General features: G+C 48.0%; 18 protein-coding genes and 1 tRNA gene. 7 read left to right on the plus strand and 12 right to left on the minus strand.

Translation table 11 applies throughout. The features are described 5' to 3' along the window. Nucleotides 1-11 precede the first annotated feature (11 nt). On the minus strand, nucleotides 12-185 hold the full coding sequence (locus OQV04_RS13610; protein WP_001309467.1) for a YciY family protein: 174 nt from the start codon (nucleotides 183-185) through the stop codon (nucleotides 12-14). Nucleotides 186-327: 142 nt separating this feature from the next. On the opposite strand from OQV04_RS13610, the gene cls reads away from it, so the two are divergent. Together cls and OQV04_RS13620 are read left to right on the plus strand one after the other, a co-directional pair. After that, nucleotides 328-1,788: a cardiolipin synthase gene (gene cls, locus OQV04_RS13615; protein ID WP_000214516.1), complete on the plus strand. Its 1,461-nt coding sequence runs from the start codon at nucleotides 328-330 to the stop codon at nucleotides 1,786-1,788. Nucleotides 1,789-1,822: 34 nt separating this feature from the next. Beyond that, nucleotides 1,823-2,152 carry an HI1450 family dsDNA-mimic protein gene (locus tag OQV04_RS13620; RefSeq protein ID WP_000366959.1) on the plus strand — a complete coding sequence of 110 codons (330 nt, stop codon included), beginning with the start codon at nucleotides 1,823-1,825 and terminating at the stop codon, nucleotides 2,150-2,152. Between the two features lie 52 nt (nucleotides 2,153-2,204). Here OQV04_RS13620 and oppF read toward each other — a convergent pair whose 3' ends face one another. The 7 genes from oppF to ychE (OQV04_RS13655) all read right to left on the minus strand — a co-directional run bounded on the left by oppF (nucleotide 2,205) and on the right by ychE (OQV04_RS13655) (nucleotide 9,260). After that, the gene (gene oppF / locus OQV04_RS13625; protein WP_000994905.1) at nucleotides 2,205-3,209 is read right to left on the minus strand and encodes a murein tripeptide/oligopeptide ABC transporter ATP-binding protein OppF; all 1,005 of its coding nucleotides are present in this window, start codon (nucleotides 3,207-3,209) and stop codon (nucleotides 2,205-2,207) included. Next, nucleotides 3,206-4,219 (minus strand): murein tripeptide/oligopeptide ABC transporter ATP-binding protein OppD, encoded by a 1,014-nt coding sequence (gene oppD, locus OQV04_RS13630; protein WP_000110954.1) that lies wholly within the window; start codon nucleotides 4,217-4,219, stop codon nucleotides 3,206-3,208. The genes oppF and oppD overlap by 4 nt, the downstream gene beginning before the upstream one ends. Nucleotides 4,220-4,230: 11 nt before the next feature. Continuing rightward, the gene (gene oppC / locus OQV04_RS13635) at nucleotides 4,231-5,139 is read right to left on the minus strand and encodes an oligopeptide ABC transporter permease OppC (protein WP_000979661.1); all 909 of its coding nucleotides are present in this window, start codon (nucleotides 5,137-5,139) and stop codon (nucleotides 4,231-4,233) included. A 14-nt stretch (nucleotides 5,140-5,153) separates the two neighbouring features. After that, nucleotides 5,154-6,074 (minus strand): oligopeptide ABC transporter permease OppB, encoded by a 921-nt coding sequence (gene oppB, locus OQV04_RS13640; RefSeq protein ID WP_000911112.1) that lies wholly within the window; start codon nucleotides 6,072-6,074, stop codon nucleotides 5,154-5,156. A gap of 85 nt (nucleotides 6,075-6,159) precedes the next feature. Next, a complete protein-coding gene (gene oppA / locus OQV04_RS13645; protein ID WP_032280782.1) occupies nucleotides 6,160-7,791 on the minus strand; it encodes an oligopeptide ABC transporter substrate-binding protein OppA in 1,632 nt (543 codons plus the stop codon). A gap of 737 nt (nucleotides 7,792-8,528) precedes the next feature. Then, the gene (ychE, locus tag OQV04_RS13650; protein WP_000616773.1) at nucleotides 8,529-9,176 is read right to left on the minus strand and encodes an NAAT family transporter YchE; all 648 of its coding nucleotides are present in this window, start codon (nucleotides 9,174-9,176) and stop codon (nucleotides 8,529-8,531) included. A gap of 30 nt (nucleotides 9,177-9,206) precedes the next feature. Next, a complete protein-coding gene (ychE, locus tag OQV04_RS13655; protein WP_211180492.1) occupies nucleotides 9,207-9,260 on the minus strand; it encodes a protein YchT in 54 nt (17 codons plus the stop codon). Between the two features lie 392 nt (nucleotides 9,261-9,652). Here ychE (OQV04_RS13655) and adhE point away from each other — a divergent pair, with 392 nt between their 5' ends. Then, nucleotides 9,653-12,328, plus strand: a complete 2,676-nt coding sequence (adhE, locus tag OQV04_RS13660; RefSeq protein WP_000301651.1) for a bifunctional acetaldehyde-CoA/alcohol dehydrogenase — start codon at nucleotides 9,653-9,655, stop codon at nucleotides 12,326-12,328. A gap of 300 nt (nucleotides 12,329-12,628) precedes the next feature. On the opposite strand, the gene tdk is transcribed toward adhE, so the two are convergent. Continuing rightward, a complete protein-coding gene (gene tdk / locus OQV04_RS13665; protein ID WP_032280776.1) occupies nucleotides 12,629-13,246 on the minus strand; it encodes a thymidine kinase in 618 nt (205 codons plus the stop codon). 603 nt (nucleotides 13,247-13,849) lie between these two features. On the opposite strand from tdk, the gene hns reads away from it, so the two are divergent. Then, a complete protein-coding gene (gene hns, locus OQV04_RS13670; protein ID WP_001287378.1) occupies nucleotides 13,850-14,263 on the plus strand; it encodes a histone-like nucleoid-structuring protein H-NS in 414 nt (137 codons plus the stop codon). Nucleotides 14,264-14,406: 143 nt separating this feature from the next. Here the strand turns inward: hns and galU are convergent, their stop codons facing one another. The 3 genes from galU to rssA all read right to left on the minus strand — a co-directional run bounded on the left by galU (nucleotide 14,407) and on the right by rssA (nucleotide 17,527). Beyond that, entirely contained in the window at nucleotides 14,407-15,315 is a 909-nt protein-coding gene (gene galU, locus OQV04_RS13675; RefSeq protein WP_000718995.1) for a UTP--glucose-1-phosphate uridylyltransferase GalU, read from the minus strand. A gap of 201 nt (nucleotides 15,316-15,516) precedes the next feature. After that, a complete protein-coding gene (rssB, locus tag OQV04_RS13680) occupies nucleotides 15,517-16,530 on the minus strand; it encodes a two-component system response regulator RssB (protein ID WP_000193447.1) in 1,014 nt (337 codons plus the stop codon). 91 nt (nucleotides 16,531-16,621) lie between these two features. Beyond that, nucleotides 16,622-17,527: a patatin-like phospholipase RssA gene (gene rssA, locus OQV04_RS13685; RefSeq protein WP_001226476.1), complete on the minus strand. Its 906-nt coding sequence runs from the start codon at nucleotides 17,525-17,527 to the stop codon at nucleotides 16,622-16,624. 112 nt (nucleotides 17,528-17,639) lie between these two features. On the opposite strand from rssA, the gene OQV04_RS13690 reads away from it, so the two are divergent. From OQV04_RS13690 to OQV04_RS13700, 3 genes are all read left to right on the plus strand, one after another. After that, nucleotides 17,640-18,098, plus strand: a complete 459-nt coding sequence (locus tag OQV04_RS13690; protein ID WP_021540927.1) for a YchJ family protein — start codon at nucleotides 17,640-17,642, stop codon at nucleotides 18,096-18,098. A 49-nt stretch (nucleotides 18,099-18,147) separates the two neighbouring features. Next, the gene (gene purU, locus OQV04_RS13695) at nucleotides 18,148-18,990 is read left to right on the plus strand and encodes a formyltetrahydrofolate deformylase (RefSeq protein WP_000555849.1); all 843 of its coding nucleotides are present in this window, start codon (nucleotides 18,148-18,150) and stop codon (nucleotides 18,988-18,990) included. Nucleotides 18,991-19,149: 159 nt separating this feature from the next. Further along, a tRNA-Tyr gene (locus tag OQV04_RS13700) sits at nucleotides 19,150-19,234 on the plus strand. The last annotated feature ends 110 nt before the right edge of the window (nucleotides 19,235-19,344 follow it).

The following is a 19,344-nucleotide window of genomic DNA, read 5'->3' on the forward strand; positions in this document are numbered from 1 at the left end:
GCCCAGAACATTTAGATATTGTAGATCGCAAACAATAACGAGTTACGCTGTTTGTTTAGAATGCACTTCCTGATGCTGTGGATACGCATATTTCGGCGCGACTGCCCCTCAAGCCAACGCGATTTACGTCGGCTAGCCTGACGCTGCATGCGCCAGCGCCCCACTTCCGTTCTACTCCGCTTCATGTTAACTACTCTATGCAATAACAGAATGGTCATTATACTCCCGCCCCCGACGCTGACCAGTGCTTTTCCCGCGTTTTTATTTGCCAGATGAATCCATATGCGTAAACTCATAACAATGCGCTTTCAAAAGGATTTCTAATCTATGACAACCGTTTATACGTTGGTGAGTTGGTTGGCCATTCTGGGATACTGGTTGCTCATTGCAGGCGTAACTTTACGCATTCTAATGAAACGACGCGCAGTTCCCTCCGCGATGGCCTGGCTGTTGATTATTTACATTCTGCCGTTAGTCGGAATTATTGCCTATCTTGCCGTTGGCGAGCTCCATTTAGGCAAACGCCGCGCTGAGCGCGCCAGAGCGATGTGGCCTTCCACCGCAAAATGGCTTAACGACCTTAAAGCCTGTAAGCATATCTTCGCCGAAGAAAATAGCAGTGTCGCTGCGCCATTATTCAAGCTTTGCGAGCGTCGTCAGGGGATCGCTGGGGTCAAAGGGAATCAGCTACAACTGATGACCGAGTCAGATGATGTGATGCAGGCGTTAATCCGCGACATCCAGCTCGCGCGCCATAATATTGAGATGGTGTTTTATATCTGGCAGCCCGGCGGCATGGCGGACCAGGTGGCTGAATCATTAATGGCGGCTGCACGGCGTGGTATTCATTGCCGATTGATGCTCGACTCCGCCGGGAGTGTAGCTTTTTTCCGCAGCCCGTGGCCCGAGCTAATGCGTAATGCCGGTATTGAAGTGGTCGAAGCCTTAAAGGTCAATCTGATGCGTGTGTTTTTACGCCGTATGGACCTGCGCCAACATCGCAAGATGATCATGATCGATAATTACATCGCGTACACCGGCAGCATGAATATGGTCGACCCTCGCTACTTCAAACAAGATGCGGGCGTAGGGCAATGGATTGATCTGATGGCGCGTATGGAAGGCCCCATCGCCACCGCGATGGGGATTATTTATTCCTGCGACTGGGAGATTGAAACAGGGAAACGTATTCTACCGCCACCACCTGATGTCAATATTATGCCGTTTGAGCAGGCCAGCGGTCACACCATTCACACAATTGCTTCTGGCCCCGGCTTTCCGGAAGATCTCATTCACCAGGCATTATTGACTGCGGCTTATTCGGCGCGTGAATATTTGATCATGACAACGCCCTACTTTGTGCCAAGCGATGATTTACTTCATGCGATTTGCACGGCGGCGCAGCGCGGGGTGGATGTCAGTATTATCCTTCCGCGAAAAAATGACTCGATGCTGGTCGGCTGGGCCAGTCGCGCATTCTTTACGGAACTGCTTGCTGCTGGGGTTAAAATTTATCAGTTTGAAGGCGGGTTACTGCATACCAAGAGCGTGCTGGTCGATGGCGAACTAAGTCTGGTTGGCACCGTTAACCTTGATATGCGTAGTCTGTGGCTGAATTTCGAGATTACCCTGGCAATCGACGATAAAGGTTTTGGTGCAGACCTTGCCGCCGTTCAGGACGATTATATTTCGCGTTCACGTCTGCTCGATGCCCGTTTATGGCTAAAACGTCCATTATGGCAACGTGTCGCCGAGCGACTGTTTTACTTCTTCAGCCCGTTGCTGTAAAACGTCGCCAACAGAGGTTAAACAGGTAGTGACTATGGATATGGATCTAAACAATCGCCTGACTGAAGATGAAACGCTTGAGCAGGCCTACGATATTTTTCTCGAACTGGCTGCCGACAATCTCGATCCAGCTGATGTTCTGCTGTTCAATCTTCAGTTTGAAGAGCGCGGCGGCGCGGAGTTATTCGATCCGGCGGAAGACTGGCAGGAACATGTTGATTTCGATTTGAACCCAGACTTTTTTGCCGAAGTGGTGATTGGTCTGGCGGACAGTGAAGATGGTGAAATCAACGATGTTTTCGCCCGCATTCTGTTATGCCGCGAAAAAGATCACAAACTTTGCCATATCATCTGGCGGGAATAAATAATCACTTTCGGCGTGAAAAAGGGCTGACAACTGTCAGCCCTTATTGTTTTTAAAGCGGATCGACTTTCAGGCAAGAAACGGCGTGTCTGAAACTCCCCTCCAGAACAGGACGTGTTTTGGCGCACTCCGGACCGGCAATCGGGCAACGGGTACGGAAAACACAACCGGAAGGCGGGTTGATCGGCGACGGCAATTCCCCTTCCAGTAACTGGATGGTTTTGTTCTTCTCCAGATCCGGATCAGGTATGGGGACTGCCGACATCAATGCCCTGGTGTAAGGATGTAGTGGATTGTGGTAGACCTCATCATAGGTCCCCAGTTCTACCGCATGGCCGAGATACATCACCAACACACGATCGGAAATGTGTTTTACCACGGCCAGGTCATGAGCGATAAAAATTAATGACAATCCCATCTCACGTTGCAATTGCTGGAGCAGGTTGACCACCTGTGCCTGAATTGACACGTCCAGCGCCGACACCGGCTCATCACAGATAATCAGCTTCGGTTCAAGAATAAGAGCACGCGCAATCCCGATACGCTGGCACTGCCCACCAGAGAACTCATGCGGATAGCGGTTAATCAGGTTAGGCAATAACCCGACTTTCAGCATCATCGCCTTCACGCGCTCGCGAACTTCCTGGCGTGACATTTTCGGATGATAGGTACGCAGTGGTTCAGCGATGATCTCGCCGATGGTCATACGCGGGTTTAGCGATGCCAACGGATCTTGGAAAATCATCTGAATATCACTGCGAACGGCACGCCATTCATCGGGTTTCATGCCCAGCAACTCTTTACCTAACCAGGCAACATGACCGTCGGTCGCTTTAACCAGGCCAATGATGGCGCGAGCAAAGGTGGACTTACCGCATCCCGATTCCCCTACCACACCTAATGTTTCCCCTTCATACAGGCGAAGAGTTACACCATCTACGGCTTTGAGAGTTTTCGGCGGTTGCCAGAACCACTGTTTGCCATCTTTGATTTCAAAGTGCACTTTCAGATCGGCGATTTCGAGGAGGACTTTTCTTCCTTCGGTTACAGCATTCATAACAGTTCCTCCACCGGTTTAAAGCAAGCACGCAGACGGCCAGGCGTAAACTCTTCCAGCGGCGGTGCGCTACTACAAATTTCCATCGCATGCGGACAACGTGGCTGGAACGGGCAACCTTTCGGTAATCGCAGCAGGTTTGGCGGATTACCCGGAATAGTCAACATTGTTTCACCTTCCGCATCGAGACGAGGCACCGCGTTGAGCAAACCGATAGAATAAGGATGAACGGGTTGATAAAAGACATCGCGCGCGTTGCCATATTCCATCGTGCGCCCGGCGTACATTACCAGCACTTTGTCGCAGATCCCCGCCACCACGCCAAGATCGTGGGTGATCATAATGATGGCGGTATTAAATTCCCGCTTCAGTTCATTTAATAGCGTCATGATCTGCGCCTGTACGGTGACGTCCAGCGCAGTAGTGGGTTCATCCGCAATCAGCAGCTTAGGCCGACATAGCAATGCCATCGCAATCATGACTCGCTGACGCATGCCGCCAGAAAATTCGTGCGGGTACATTTTCATGCGTTTACGCGCTTCCGGCATTTTTACCGCATCGAGCATCCGCACCGACTCTTCAAACGCCTCAGCTTTGCTCATGTTCTTATGCAGCATCAGCACTTCCATCAACTGCTCACCGACGCGCATATAGGGATTCAACGAAGTCATTGGGTCCTGAAAAATCATTGAGATTTGTTCAGCGCGCAGTTTATTGAGTTCACGCTCTGGCAAATTGAGGATTTCACGCCCATTGAAGGTTGCCGATCCGCCAATGCGTCCGTTGGCAGCCAACAGGCCCATCAACGCAAATGCAGTTTGCGATTTACCCGAACCAGACTCACCTACAATGCCCAGCGTTTCTCCGGCACGTAGGGAAAAATTTAAATCATTGACCGCCGTGACGTCGCCGTCCGGGGTACTAAAGGTGACACGCAAATCTTTCACGTTCAGCAGTGCGTCAGCCTGTTGTTGTGCGAGCGGCACAGTTGCAGTTTCAATTACGCTCATGGCTGCACTCCTTAACGATCTTTCGGGTCGAGGGCATCACGCAAGCCATCGCCGATAAAGTTGAAACAAAACAGCGTCACCACGAGGAATCCCGCTGGGAACAACAGTAACCATGGAGAGACTTCCATCGAGTTCGCGCCATCACTCAGCAATGCCCCCCAGCTGCTTAACGGCTCTTGCGTACCCAACCCCAGGAAGCTAAGGAAAGATTCAAAGAGGATCATGCTGGGCACCAGTAGCGATGCGTAGACCACCACCACACCGAGTACGTTCGGCACAATGTGGCGAATAACAATGCCCGACGTCGATACACCGCCAACTTGTGCCGCCTCAATAAACTCTTTGCGCTTCAGACTCAGGGTTTGCCCACGCACAATACGAGCCATATCCAGCCAGGAAACCATGCCAATCGCCACGAAAATCAGCAGGATGTTTTGGCCGAAAAAGGTCACCAGCAAAATGACGAAGAACATGAATGGGAAGGAGTTGAGGATTTCCAGCAGACGCATCATTACCGAATCCACTTTACCGCCCAGATAACCGGAAAGCGAACCGTAAAGTGTCCCCACGACCACTGCCACCAGTGCCGCAGCAACACCGACCATGAGTGAGATACGCCCGCCAATCGCAACGCGCACAAGCAGGTCGCGACCGGATGAGTCAGTACCAAAGTAGTGACCGGACTCCATATCCGGGGCGCTGGACATCATCGCCCAGTCAGTATCGTCATAGGCAAACTGCGAAAGCATCGGTGCCAGGATTACAAATAACGCGATCAGCACCAGCACTATCAGACTTGCAACCGCCGCACGGTTATGCATAAAACGTCGACGTGCGTCCTGCCACAAGCTGCGCCCTTCGACCTCCAGCTTTTCACTGAAATTTTCCAGCGTCTCGCTGTTTTTCTTACTTAACATCATCGCGAGCTCCAGTATCAGTAACGGATTTTCGGGTCGATAACCGCATATAGCACATCGACAATGGCATTAAACAAAATGGTTAACGCACCAACCAGGATGGTCAGGCTTAACACTAAGGAATAGTCACGGTTCAATGCGCCATTAACGAACAGTTGCCCAATCCCCGGCAAACCATAAATGGTTTCGATAACCATAGAACCGGTAATAATGCCGACAAATGCGGGGCCCATATAGGAGAGCACGGGTAACAGAGCAGGTTTTAATGCGTGGCGTAAAATGATCCGCCGCATAGGTAACCCTTTCGCCCGGGCAGTACGAATAAAGTTGGAGTGTAATACTTCAATCATAGAGCCACGGGTAATACGCGCAATACTGGCGATATAGGCGAGTGACAACGCCACCATCGGCAATATCATGAATTTAAGCGCCCCACCATTCCAGCCACCGCCCGGCAGCCAATGCAAAATGATCGCAAATATCATGACTAATAATGGCGCAACCACAAAACTGGGGATAACAACCCCGGTCATTGCCAGCCCCATCACGGTATAGTCCCATTTGGTGTTTTGTTTTAATGCGGCAATAACGCCAGCACTAACACCCAGTATTACCGCAAGGAAAAATGCTGCGGCTCCCAGTTTGGCAGAAACGGGAAAACTGGATGCAACCAGGTCATTGACCGAATAATCTTTATATTTAAACGATGGACCGAAATCGCCATGCGCCAGTTGTTTCAGGTAGCTGAAATACTGTGTCATGATCGGATCATTAAGATGATATTTCGCTTCGATATTGGCCATTACTTCCGGCGGTAAAGTACGTTCGCCGGTAAAAGGGCTTCCCGGCGCGAGGCGCATCATAAAGAACGAAATAGTAATAAGAATAAATAGCGTCGGAATCGCTTCCAGACAGCGACGTAGAATAAATTTTAACATTGCCCTACCTTCTGGCCTGTGCCTTCTGTAATGCGATAAAAATCAGACACCGTGGAGCAGGACACTCCTGCCCCACGTATTGCCATTAGTGCTTCACAATGTACATATTTCGGGTGTAGGTATTATCCAGCGGATCTTTGCCGGTATAGCCACCAACCCACGGTTTCACCAGACGCGCATTCACGTAGTAATAAACAGGAACAATGGCCGAATCCTTATCCAGCTGTTGTTCTGCTTTAGTGTACAGAGCTGTGCGCTGCGCCTCGTCAGTCACTTTCAGCGTTTCCGCCATAATGCTGTCAAAGGCCGGGCTCTTATAATGCGCGGTATTCATCGAGCTGTTCGAAAGCATGGTGTTCAGGAAGGAAGTTGGTTCGTTGTAGTCAGCACACCAGCCTGCACGGGCCACATCAAAAGTACCCTGGTGACGGGTGTCGAGGAACGTTTTCCACTCCTGGTTAACCAGTTTGACGTTTACACCAATGTTTTTCTTCCACAATGAAGAGGCAGCAATCGCCAGCTTTTTATGCAGATCGGAGGTGTTATACAACAGGTTGATGGTCAACGGTTTGTCTGCGGTATAACCCGCTTCAGCCAGCAGTTTTTTTGCTTCTTCGTTACGTTTTTCCTGGCTCCAGCCAAACCATTCCGGCTGAGTCAATTTTGCGCCATCAGTATACGGTGGAGTGTAACCATAGGCGGGCATGTCGCCCTGCGCTTTCACTTTATTAACAATGATATCGCGGTCCATACCTAGTTTCAGTGCGGTACGCACACGCACATCGTTGAATGGCGGTTTCTGGTTGTTAATTTCGTAATAGTAAGTGCACAGGTATGGATCAACGTGAACTTCGTCCGGGATCTCTTTTTTCAGCTTCTGGAACAATTCGATCGGCATATTGTTATACGTCATGTCGATTTCACCACTACGGTAGCGGTTGACATCGGTAACTTCAGAAGCAATAGGCAAATAGGTTACCTGGTTAATAATGGTTTTCGCGTTGTTCCAGTAGGTCGGGCTGCGTTCAAGAACGATTCGTTCGTTTACGACCCAATCTTTTAAGGTATAGGCACCGTTGGTGACGATATTACCAGGCTGGGTCCATTTTTCGCCGAATTTCTCGATAGCGGCTTTTGGCACCGGTGAAGTTGATGGGTGAACAAGTAATTTATAGAAGTACGGAACGGGTTCACTTAAGGTGACTTCTAATGTGTGATCATCAATAGCTTTCACGCCGAGATCGGTAATCGGTTTTTTCCCTTCAAGAATTTCATCAATACCAGCGATATGCCCATATTGCAGATAACTGGCATACGGAGAAGCGGTGTTCGGATCAACAGAACGTTGCCAGCTATACACAAAGTCTTGTGCTGTGACTGGCGTGCCATCAGACCATTTCGCATCTTTACGCAAATGGAAGGTCCAGACTTTCGCGTCTTTATTATCCCAGGATTCAGCGACGCCAGGTGCCGGATGGCCGTCAAGATCGCTGACCAGTAAGCCTTCAAACAGGTCTCGGCTGATATTAGACTCCGGAACACCTTCAATTTTGTGCGGATCTAATGACTGAACTTCTGAACCATTGTTACGTACCAGCGTTTGTTTTTCCGCCAGTGTGACGCCTGCGGGTACATCAGCTGCCAGCGCTACATTCCCTGCCATTAGCGCAGCCAGAACGCCAGCTGCTACTAAACTTCTCTTGGTGATGTTGGTCATTGTTTTTTGGACTCCCTCATTATAATTACTGGTATTAACCAGCATGTGTAATCCCGGAATGGGACCCTGCACAGGCTCGGAGACTTTCTGCTGTCAGGTTACTTTATCGTTACGGATTGCTATCACCGACTTTATTTATTCTGGTGATTCAGACGATCACCTTATGTCGATTCGTACTGTGTCTCCCCTGTCGAGACACATTATTCTTTCGCGACGCTCTTTAATTGTTAATTATTCTCATTACCAATAAAGAATCGCCTGGCGGTTGCCCGGAAAGTACCAAATGCGCTTCTTACTCGCCAATACATTTTGCAAAATTGTTAAGCAATTCTCTTTTATTGACCGTATCAGAATCTATAGCTTGCTTCCATGTCTTAACAAACATCTTTAAATTCAATCAAATAGAGATTGGTTAAGCATGTCTATCTTTTCTGATTACAGTTCCTGCAGTGAAATGCACAATAATTTAACAATTGATTATTATTTAGCACTTTCCTCTACCAAAGGCAGTGGAATTACTAATATCATTTCAATTATTCTTCAGCAAGCCCAGGATTATGATGTGGCGAAAATAACATGATGGTGAGGAGAAGCAGTTAAGGAAATCCTTATAACTAACTGTAATTTGAGAAGAATATTTTTACCTATTCCTTTTGCTTTTGATAACTGCGCGGGAACAAAGTAAAAATAATGACGAAGTAAACGGAGCATGGCAGCTCCGTTTCATTTGAAAGGAATTAATTAAGCAGGCCGGGGAAAATCCCCTTAATACCAGTAACGATAAATTCAATCCCCAATGCCATCAGCAATAGCCCCATAATACGCGTAATCACGTTGATGCCGGTCTGGCGTAAAACCCGTACCAGCCACGGTGCCATGCGGAACAATCCCCAACAACATAAAGCGAACAATGCAATAGCCACAAAGAAACCAAACAGATAGCTAATGCTGTGATAACGCGTACCCCAGACGATGGTAGAACTGATCGCCCCTGGCCCCGCCATCAACGGCAACGCCAGTGGCACCACACCAATGCTTTCACGTACCGCGGTTTCTGATTTTTCTTGCTTGTTCTGTTTATCCTCGCCAAGCTTGCCGCTGATCATCGACATCGCTATTGTCACCACCAGGATACCCCCGGCGATACGGAACGAATCAATTGATATACCAAAAAGTTGTAGAATCGTGTCGCCGAGAAAAAGCGAGATCCACAAGATAATGGCCACAGACAGGTTGGCTGTAAGGTTAGTTTTGTTTCGCGCTGCCGCTGTCTGATAACTGGTCATGCTGATAAAGACGGGAATAATCCCTACCGGGTTGACCAGCGCAAATAACCCGATGAAAAATTTGAAGTAAACGGGAAAATCAAAAAGGGTCTGAATCACGGTTAGCTCCGAAGCAAAAGCCGGATAATGTTAGCCATAAATAAGGTTGAAAAGACGCGCTGACAATACGCCTTTTGACAGCATTTTTCACCTCCTAACTACTTAAAATTGCTATCATTCGTTATTGTTATCTAGTTGTGCAAAACATGCTAATGTAGCCACCAAATCATACTACAATTTATTAACTGTTAGCTATAATGGCGAAAAGCGATGCTGAAAGGTGTCAGCTTTGCAAAAATTTGATTTGGATCACGTAATCAGTACCCAGAAGTGAGTAATCTTGCTTACGCCACCTGGAAGTGACGCATTAGAGATAATAACTCTAATGTTTAAACTCTTTTAGTAAATCACAGTGAGTGTGAGCGCGAGTAAGCTTTTGATTTTCATCGGTTAAGCAAATCATCACCGCACTGACTATACTCTCGTATTCGAGCAGATGATTTACTAAAAAAGTTTAACATTATCAGGAGAGCATTATGGCTGTTACTAATGTCGCTGAACTTAACGCACTCGTAGAGCGTGTAAAAAAAGCCCAGCGTGAATATGCCAGTTTCACTCAAGAGCAAGTAGACAAAATCTTCCGCGCCGCCGCTCTGGCTGCTGCAGATGCTCGAATCCCACTCGCGAAAATGGCCGTTGCCGAATCCGGCATGGGTATCGTCGAAGATAAAGTGATCAAAAACCACTTTGCTTCTGAATATATCTACAACGCCTATAAAGATGAAAAAACCTGTGGTGTTCTGTCTGAAGACGACACTTTTGGTACCATCACTATCGCTGAACCAATCGGTATTATTTGCGGTATCGTTCCGACCACTAACCCGACTTCAACTGCTATCTTCAAATCGCTGATCAGTCTGAAGACCCGTAACGCCATTATCTTCTCCCCGCACCCGCGTGCAAAAGATGCCACCAACAAAGCGGCTGATATCGTTCTGCAGGCTGCTATCGCTGCCGGTGCTCCGAAAGATCTGATCGGCTGGATCGATCAACCTTCTGTTGAACTGTCTAACGCACTGATGCACCACCCAGACATCAACCTGATCCTCGCAACTGGTGGTCCGGGCATGGTTAAAGCCGCATACAGCTCCGGTAAACCAGCTATCGGCGTAGGCGCGGGTAACACTCCGGTTGTTATCGATGAAACTGCTGATATCAAACGTGCAGTTGCATCTGTACTGATGTCCAAAACCTTCGACAACGGCGTAATCTGTGCTTCTGAACAGTCTGTTGTTGTTGTTGACTCTGTTTATGACGCAGTACGTGAACGTTTCGCAACCCACGGCGGCTATCTGTTGCAGGGTAAAGAGCTGAAAGCTGTTCAGGACGTTATCCTGAAAAACGGTGCGCTGAACGCGGCTATCGTTGGTCAGCCAGCCTATAAAATTGCTGAACTGGCAGGCTTCTCTGTACCAGAAAACACCAAGATTCTGATCGGTGAAGTGACCGTTGTTGATGAAAGCGAACCGTTCGCACATGAAAAACTGTCCCCGACTCTGGCAATGTACCGCGCTAAAGATTTCGAAGACGCGGTAGAAAAAGCAGAGAAACTGGTTGCTATGGGTGGTATCGGTCATACCTCTTGCCTGTACACTGACCAGGATAACCAACCGGCTCGCGTTTCTTACTTCGGTCAGAAAATGAAAACGGCTCGTATCCTGATTAACACCCCGGCTTCTCAGGGTGGTATCGGTGACCTGTATAACTTCAAACTCGCACCTTCCCTGACTCTGGGTTGTGGTTCCTGGGGTGGTAACTCCATCTCTGAAAACGTTGGTCCGAAACACCTGATCAACAAGAAAACCGTTGCTAAGCGAGCTGAAAACATGTTGTGGCACAAACTTCCGAAATCTATCTACTTCCGCCGTGGCTCCCTGCCAATCGCGCTGGATGAAGTGATTACTGATGGCCACAAACGTGCGCTCATCGTGACTGACCGCTTCCTGTTCAACAATGGTTATGCTGATCAGATCACTTCCGTACTGAAAGCAGCAGGCGTTGAAACTGAAGTCTTCTTCGAAGTAGAAGCTGACCCGACCCTGAGCATCGTTCGTAAAGGTGCAGAACTGGCAAACTCCTTCAAACCAGACGTGATTATCGCGCTGGGTGGTGGTTCCCCGATGGACGCCGCGAAGATCATGTGGGTTATGTACGAACATCCGGAAACTCACTTCGAAGAGCTGGCGCTGCGCTTTATGGATATCCGTAAACGTATCTACAAGTTCCCGAAAATGGGCGTGAAAGCGAAAATGATTGCTGTCACCACCACTTCTGGTACAGGTTCTGAAGTCACTCCGTTTGCGGTTGTAACTGACGACGCTACTGGTCAGAAATACCCGCTGGCGGACTATGCGCTGACCCCGGATATGGCGATTGTCGACGCCAACCTGGTTATGGACATGCCGAAGTCCCTGTGTGCTTTCGGTGGTCTGGACGCAGTAACTCACGCCATGGAAGCTTATGTTTCTGTACTGGCATCTGAGTTCTCTGATGGTCAGGCTCTGCAGGCACTGAAACTGCTGAAAGAATATCTGCCAGCGTCCTACCACGAAGGGTCTAAAAATCCGGTAGCGCGTGAACGTGTTCACAGTGCAGCGACTATCGCGGGTATCGCGTTTGCGAACGCCTTCCTGGGTGTATGTCACTCAATGGCGCACAAACTGGGTTCCCAGTTCCATATTCCGCACGGTCTGGCAAACGCCCTGCTGATTTGTAACGTTATTCGCTACAATGCGAACGACAACCCGACCAAGCAGACTGCATTCAGCCAGTATGACCGTCCGCAGGCTCGCCGTCGTTATGCTGAAATTGCCGACCACCTGGGTCTGAGCGCACCGGGCGACCGTACTGCTGCTAAGATCGAGAAACTGCTGGCATGGCTGGAAACGCTGAAGGCTGAACTGGGTATTCCGAAATCTATCCGTGAAGCTGGCGTTCAGGAAGCAGACTTCCTGGCGAACGTGGATAAACTGTCTGAAGATGCATTCGATGACCAGTGCACTGGCGCTAACCCGCGTTACCCGCTGATCTCCGAGCTGAAACAGATTCTGCTGGATACCTACTACGGTCGTGATTATGTAGAAGGCGAAACTGCAGCGAAGAAAGAAGCTGCTCCGGCTAAAGCTGAGAAAAAAGCGAAAAAATCCGCTTAATCAGTAACGCTGTCTGGCAACATAAACGGCCCCTTCTGGGGCCGTTTTTTTGTTTTCCTAAAGCAACTATTCCATGAACCGACAGCATTAGCCTTCATCATAATTGCAGCGATGTATAACGCCTACACACAGCGATATTGTACTTTACAGGTCATTAGTCAACGTCGGTGCTTAAGCGCTCTGTGAGGCGTATAGCGGCGTTAAAAACTACCGCGAAGGGTGTATAACCCAGAAGAAGTGCGTAAAACGAACTGACAGGATAAAAACGCCCTGCTCACCCTGTCAGTAAAGAAATTCTTATTAATCGTGGCGATGCCTTTCCTGAATAGCCGTTAATGAGCCGACTTCTAACGCCTCTTTATAGTGTTTACGGCATACAGAAACGTAGCGTTCATTACCACCAATAACCACCTGCTCACCTTCGTTATAAGGTCTGCCTGTTTGATCAAGACGCAGCACCATGCTTGCTTTACGGCCACAAAAACAGATGGTTTTTAATTCAACCAGTTTGTCGGACCATGCCAGTAAGTATTGGCTACCAATAAATAATTCACCTCGAAAATCGGTACGTAAACCATAACAAAGTACGGGTATATCGAGTTGATCTACAACCTCCGATAATTCATATACTTGTTGTCTGGTTAAAAACTGGCATTCATCAACCAGTACGCAATGAATTGCCTGCTGTTCATGTTCCGCACGAATCTCATCAAATAATGATGAATTTTGGTTAAATAATTTTGCAGGCGATGACAAACCTATACGCGAACTGACTTTCCCGGCACCAAAGCGATCATCAATTTCTGCCGTATATACGACAGTGCGCATGCCGCGTTCCTGGTAATTGTATGAAGATTGCAACAATGCTGTAGACTTACCCGCATTCATTGCGGAATAGTAGAAATATAGCTGTGCCATCAGCCACAGGCCCTCAATGATATGAAATAAAGTTGGCTGGAGTTTATCATAATTCGTCAGTTTTTCAGCTCAACAGTATGCACAGAAGTGGTATATGCGTTCTCCCTTACGAAGCCTTGCATAATCCTTCTGAGCTATCATTACAACTGCCTCGCTTGTTATAAGCGGGTAAATGACTGCTGGTAACTATTCACAATCTTTAACCTGTTGCGCAAGTAATAGCCCTCTGTTGACCTCCAGGAGATAGTGCAATACTAAGTCCCTGCTCTTATTGCGACTGTTCTACTTTTCATCATTCGCTTAATAGGGAATTCTCGTAAACACGACTAATACAGAAGACTGAAAGGTCGTCAGCCTACGATAATCTCCCCATAAAATGTGACATGAATCAGGAAGTTTTAACCTCACGAGCTGCGAAATCATCGGTACAAATAGGGCTATATGCCGCGTCTTTTCTGGCTAATTTTATGAAAAGATATTTATTGGCGGCACAAAATAAAGAACAATGTTGAATTCCTTACATTCCTGGCTATTGCACAACTGAATTTAAGGCTCTATTATTACCTCAACAACCCCCCCCAATATAAGTTTGAGATTACTACAATGAGCGAAGCACTTAAAATTCTGAACAACATCCGTACTCTTCGTGCGCAGGCAAGAGAATGTACACTTGAAACGCTGGAAGAAATGCTGGAAAAATTAGAAGTTGTTGTTAACGAACGTCGCGAAGAAGAAAGCGCGGCTGCTGCTGAAGTTGAAGAGCGCACTCGTAAACTGCAGCAATATCGCGAAATGCTGATCGCTGACGGTATTGACCCGAACGAACTGCTGAATAGCCTTGCCGCCGTTAAATCTGGCACCAAAGCTAAACGTGCTCAGCGTCCGGCAAAATATAGCTACGTTGACGAAAACGGCGAAACTAAAACCTGGACTGGTCAGGGCCGTACTCCAGCTGTAATCAAAAAAGCAATGGATGAGCAAGGTAAATCCCTCGACGATTTCCTGATCAAGCAATAATCTTTTGTAGATTGCACTTGCTTAAAATCCCGCCATCGGCGGGATTTTTTATTGTCCGGTTTAAGACAATTTAATAAGAATAAGCTATAAAAAAACGGCGTCGATTGCTCAACGCCGTTTCGTGGATAACACCGATACGGATGTTACTTCTTAATGCCCATCTCTTCTTCAAGCCAGGCTTTAAATTCCGTGCCAAGGGTGTTATGACGAATACCGTATTCAACGAAGGCCTGCATGTAACCTAATTTATTACCGCAGTCATGGCTCTTCCCTTTCATATGATAGGCTTCAACCGTTTCTTTTTCGATCAGCATATCAATTGCGTCGGTGAGCTGAATTTCATCACCAGCTCCCGGAGGGGTTTTTGCCAGCAACGGCCAAATATCCGCGCTAAGTACGTAACGACCCACAATAGCGAGATTAGACGGCGCAACATCCGCTTTTGGTTTTTCAACCACGCCAACCATCGGTACGCTTTCACCCGGCGCTAATTCAACGCCTTTGCAATCCACAACGCCATATGCGGTCACATCAGCAACCGGTTCAACCATGATCTGGCTATGACCCGTTTCATCGAAGCGGCGGATCATCTCTGCCAGGTTATCCTGTGACAAATCGGATTCATATTCATCCAGAATAACGTCAGGCAAAATAACAGCCACAGGTTCATCACCCACTACCGGGTGAGCACACAATACCGCGTGTCCCAGGCCTTTCGCCAGCCCCTGACGAACTTGCATAATAGTTACGTGCGGCGGACAAATAGACTGCACTTCATCAAGCAGTTGACGTTTTACACGTTTTTCCAGCATTGCTTCCAGTTCAAAACTGGTATCAAAGTGGTTTTCAATAGAGTTTTTAGATGAGTGTGTAACCAGCACAATTTCAGTAATGCCAGCCGCAATACATTCATTCACGACGTATTGAATTAATGGCTTATCGACAAGTGGCAGCATCTCTTTCGGGATGGCTTTCGTCGCCGGCAACATCCTGGTTCCTAATCCCGCAACGGGGATAACGGCTTTTTTGACTTTCGTATTAATGGCAGCCATTTAAATTCTCCTGGACTGTTCGTGTTTTGAACGTGTTCATATTTCTGTATCGCATCCCAGTATATCAGCACCCCAGAGGGGCTAAGTTCTGAAAAGGATGCGAGTTAGCATAATTAAGACAATTACTTATACGAATGGCGACGATAGTACCACCAGCCGACATTAGCTGGTAATGCAAATTTAGCCCGCGTTATCGTTTGCTCATTCTGCAGACAACATCAAGCGCAGCCGACCACCGGTTCCCCATATTTGGCATTGCCAGGCATCGCATCGCTGGCTCAATTGATTCAAATAAGCGTTACCTAAAGTGCCTAACGGAACACCATTACTGATTTGCACCTGGTGTTCGCCGGTATTTAACGTCGCATTCAGACCCGCAGAAACCAGAATGAGATTTTTCAGTTCGCGATGATAATAGCCAACTAATAGCGGAAACTGCCCCGGCAGATTGGCCTGACGGAGTAAATGGTTTACCTGCTTCAATAACGCGCCCAACTCTGGCAACCGTTGATTTTGGTGTGCAAGCTGTTCCTGTAATAATCCGTTAAACAATGCGCGTAATAACAAGGCAGCAAGTACGCCATTATGTCCAGCTCGGGTTACATCAAGGCAATAAAATGCCAGATCGTTTTCCGAAAGTGCGGCAATATCAAGCACCAGGCCGGGTTTGTCCGCGGCAACCAATTGACGGTAATTAACCCGGCAATGGGAAATCACCTGCTGAACCGGCGGTTGTAGTTCCTGTAATAATTTCGCTGCTGCGGCAGGGTTATCAACCATTGCATCCCAGTCGCGAAAAAGCCTTTCCTCTTCCTCAACGCGCGAATTAAACATGCTGGGATAGAGACAGGCAAAAACCATCTCGCGCAAGCGATTCAGATCTTTAACTGGTTTCAGCAAAACATCTTCAACGCCCAGACGTAACGCTTTGGCAATATCTGCCATATTTTCAGTGGCAGATATCACCAGAACTGGGGTCTGGTCGCCTCTGTTACGTATATGCTCCAGTAGTTTAAGCCCGTTCATTCGTGGCATCGCGATATCACATATCATCAGGTCTGGAGTGAAACCTCCCAGCAACTCAAGGGCATCCACCCCATCAGCCGCCAGTACCGTTGTCGCTCCCAATGAGGAAAACCACGAATCCAGAAGCGAGCGAAATACCTGCTCATCTTCAACAATGAGAATCTGTTTTCCGACCAATGGCTGCGTCATGTTCTCTCCCCTGACTGGCTTTACTCAATAGTGGCATGCTATTGCCACCTGCGCCTGTCAGAATTAACTTAAGTGTAGATAAAAATTCTGGTCAAATGTTGGTGCGTACCAACGGCAAAAGTTCGTCCATTTTCTTTTCCACTGCCAGCTGCCCGGCCGCAATGGCAGCGTGCGCGCGATGGAAATCAAGCGTAGATATTTGCGGGCAAACAGGTTGAATCAGAATATCGGGCGGATCACCTGCCATGCGGTTCCTTTTAAGGCGGTTCTCCAGCACCTGGATAGAAGTGGTCATAATCTCTGTTGCCGTTGGTGCTGTCACCGCCCGACGTGTCGTTATGCTGCCTAACCTTTCTTTCAGACGCGCATGCCACGGCAGAGAATCACCATTCTCGCTATTTTCTTCACTGACATTAAAGGAGAGCAAATCTTGTTGCATCAAATGAGCATCGTGCTGCAGGTCGACCGCTATCACAATATCAGCACCCAATGCACGCGTGAGCGAAATAGGAATTGGGTTAACGACTGCCCCATCAACCAGCCAGTAGCCGTTATGCGCAACGGGTGCCATTAGTCCTGGAATACTGCATGATGCGCGAATAGCAAGATGGAGATCGCCTTCAGTAAACCATAATTCACGCCCAGTACTTAAATTGGTGGCAACAGCCGCGAAGCGACGGGAACAATTTTCGATCTCTGTTTCCGGCATTATTTCGCGGTATTGATTGAAGACACGCTCGCCGCGCAGTAACCCACCGCGCTGCCAGGAGAGATCCATCAGGCGTAAAACATCCCAATAACTGAAAGAGGTTACCCAATCTTCCAGCGCAGATAATCGATCGCATGCATAGGCCGCGCCCACCAGCGAACCAATTGAACATCCTGCAACGATATCAATTTCAATACCCACTTTTTTTAGCGCATTAATAACGCCAATATGCGACCAACCTCTCGCCGCGCCAGATCCCAGCGCCAGCCCTATTTTTATCTTTCTCATTATTCCCGCAAGATTCCCCTGGAATGCAATCGTAGCCACATCGCTACTGCTCGGTTAACATAGTGCTACTCAGGCGGTTAATACGCCGTTATTGTTTCCAGGGAGATTATTTGTGTCTCAGCTTTGTCCCTGTGGTAGTGCTGTCGAGTATAGCCTATGTTGCCACCCTTATGTGTCTGGTGAAAAGGTTGCACCTGATCCAGAACATCTCATGCGTTCGCGTTACTGCGCTTTTGTGATGCAAGACGCAGATTATTTAATAAAGACCTGGCATCCATCTTGTGGAGCAGCGGCGTTACGTGCCGAATTGATTGCCGGATTTGCGCATACTGAATGGTTGGGATTAACCGTATTTGAACATTGTTGGCAGGACGTCGACAATATCGGATTTGTCAGTTTTGTTGCTCGATTTACCGAAGGTGGCAAAACAGGTGCAATAATTGAACGTTCGCGATTTTTGAAAGAAAACGGTCAATGGTACTATATTGACGGTACACGTCCGCAGTTTGGCCGCAACGATCCCTGCCCTTGTGGTTCAGGTAAAAAATTTAAAAAGTGCTGCGGCCAATAATGGTTGACGGTACGGTTTAGCAAACACTCTCAACAAGGTTTTTCCAGCAATGCATTCACTCCAACGTAAAGTTCTGCGTACTATTTGTCCGGACCAAAAAGGTCTGATCGCACGTATTACCAATATTTGCTACAAGCACGAGTTAAATATCGTACAGAACAATGAATTTGTTGATCACCGTACCGGGCGCTTTTTTATGCGCACGGAACTTGAAGGGATTTTTAATGATTCCACCCTGCTGGCGGATCTCGATAGCGCATTGCCAGAAGGCTCCGTGCGTGAGCTGAATCCTGCCGGTCGTCGCCGGATAGTGATTCTGGTCACTAAAGAGGCTCATTGCCTTGGCGATTTGTTGATGAAAGCCAATTACGGCGGCCTGGATGTCGAAATCGCGGCAGTTATTGGTAACCACGATACTTTACGTTCTCTGGTTGAGCGTTTTGATATTCCGTTTGAGCTGGTAAGCCATGAAGGGTTAAGCCGCAACGAGCACGATCAAAAGATGGCGGACGCCATTGATGCTTATCAACCTGACTACGTGGTGCTGGCGAAGTATATGCGGGTATTAACGCCGGAATTTGTGGCACGCTTCCCGAATAAGATCATCAATATTCACCATTCATTCCTGCCAGCGTTTATCGGCGCACGTCCTTATCACCAGGCCTATGAACGTGGCGTGAAGATTATTGGCGCAACCGCTCACTATGTGAATGACAATCTGGACGAAGGCCCAATCATCATGCAGGACGTTATTCATGTCGATCATACCTACACAGCTGAAGATATGATGCGCGCAGGTCGTGACGTCGAGAAAAACGTCTTAAGTCGTGCGCTTTACAAAGTACTGGCGCAGCGCGTCTTTGTTTACGGTAATCGGACGATTATTCTTTAATCGCCAGCAAAAATAACTGGTTACCTTTAATCCGTTACGGATGAAAATTACGCAACCAGTTCATTTTTCTCAACGTAACACTTTACAGCGGCGCGTCATTTGATATGATGCGCCCCGCTTCCCGATAAGGGAGCAGGCCAGTAAAAAGCATTACCCCGTGGTGGGGTTCCCGAGCGGCCAAAGGGAGCAGACTGTAAATCTGCCGTCATCGACTTCGAAGGTTCGAATCCTTCCCCCACCACCATCTCAAGCATTACCTCGAAATTTGAATTACCCCTGGTGGGGTTCCCGAGCGGCCAAAGGGAGCAGACTGTAAATCTGCCGTCATCGACTTCGAAGGTTCGAATCCTTCCC

This window comes from Escherichia sp. Lx600-2 (assembly GCF_036662595.1).
Classification (GTDB): Bacteria; Pseudomonadota; Gammaproteobacteria; order Enterobacterales; family Enterobacteriaceae; genus Escherichia; species Escherichia coli.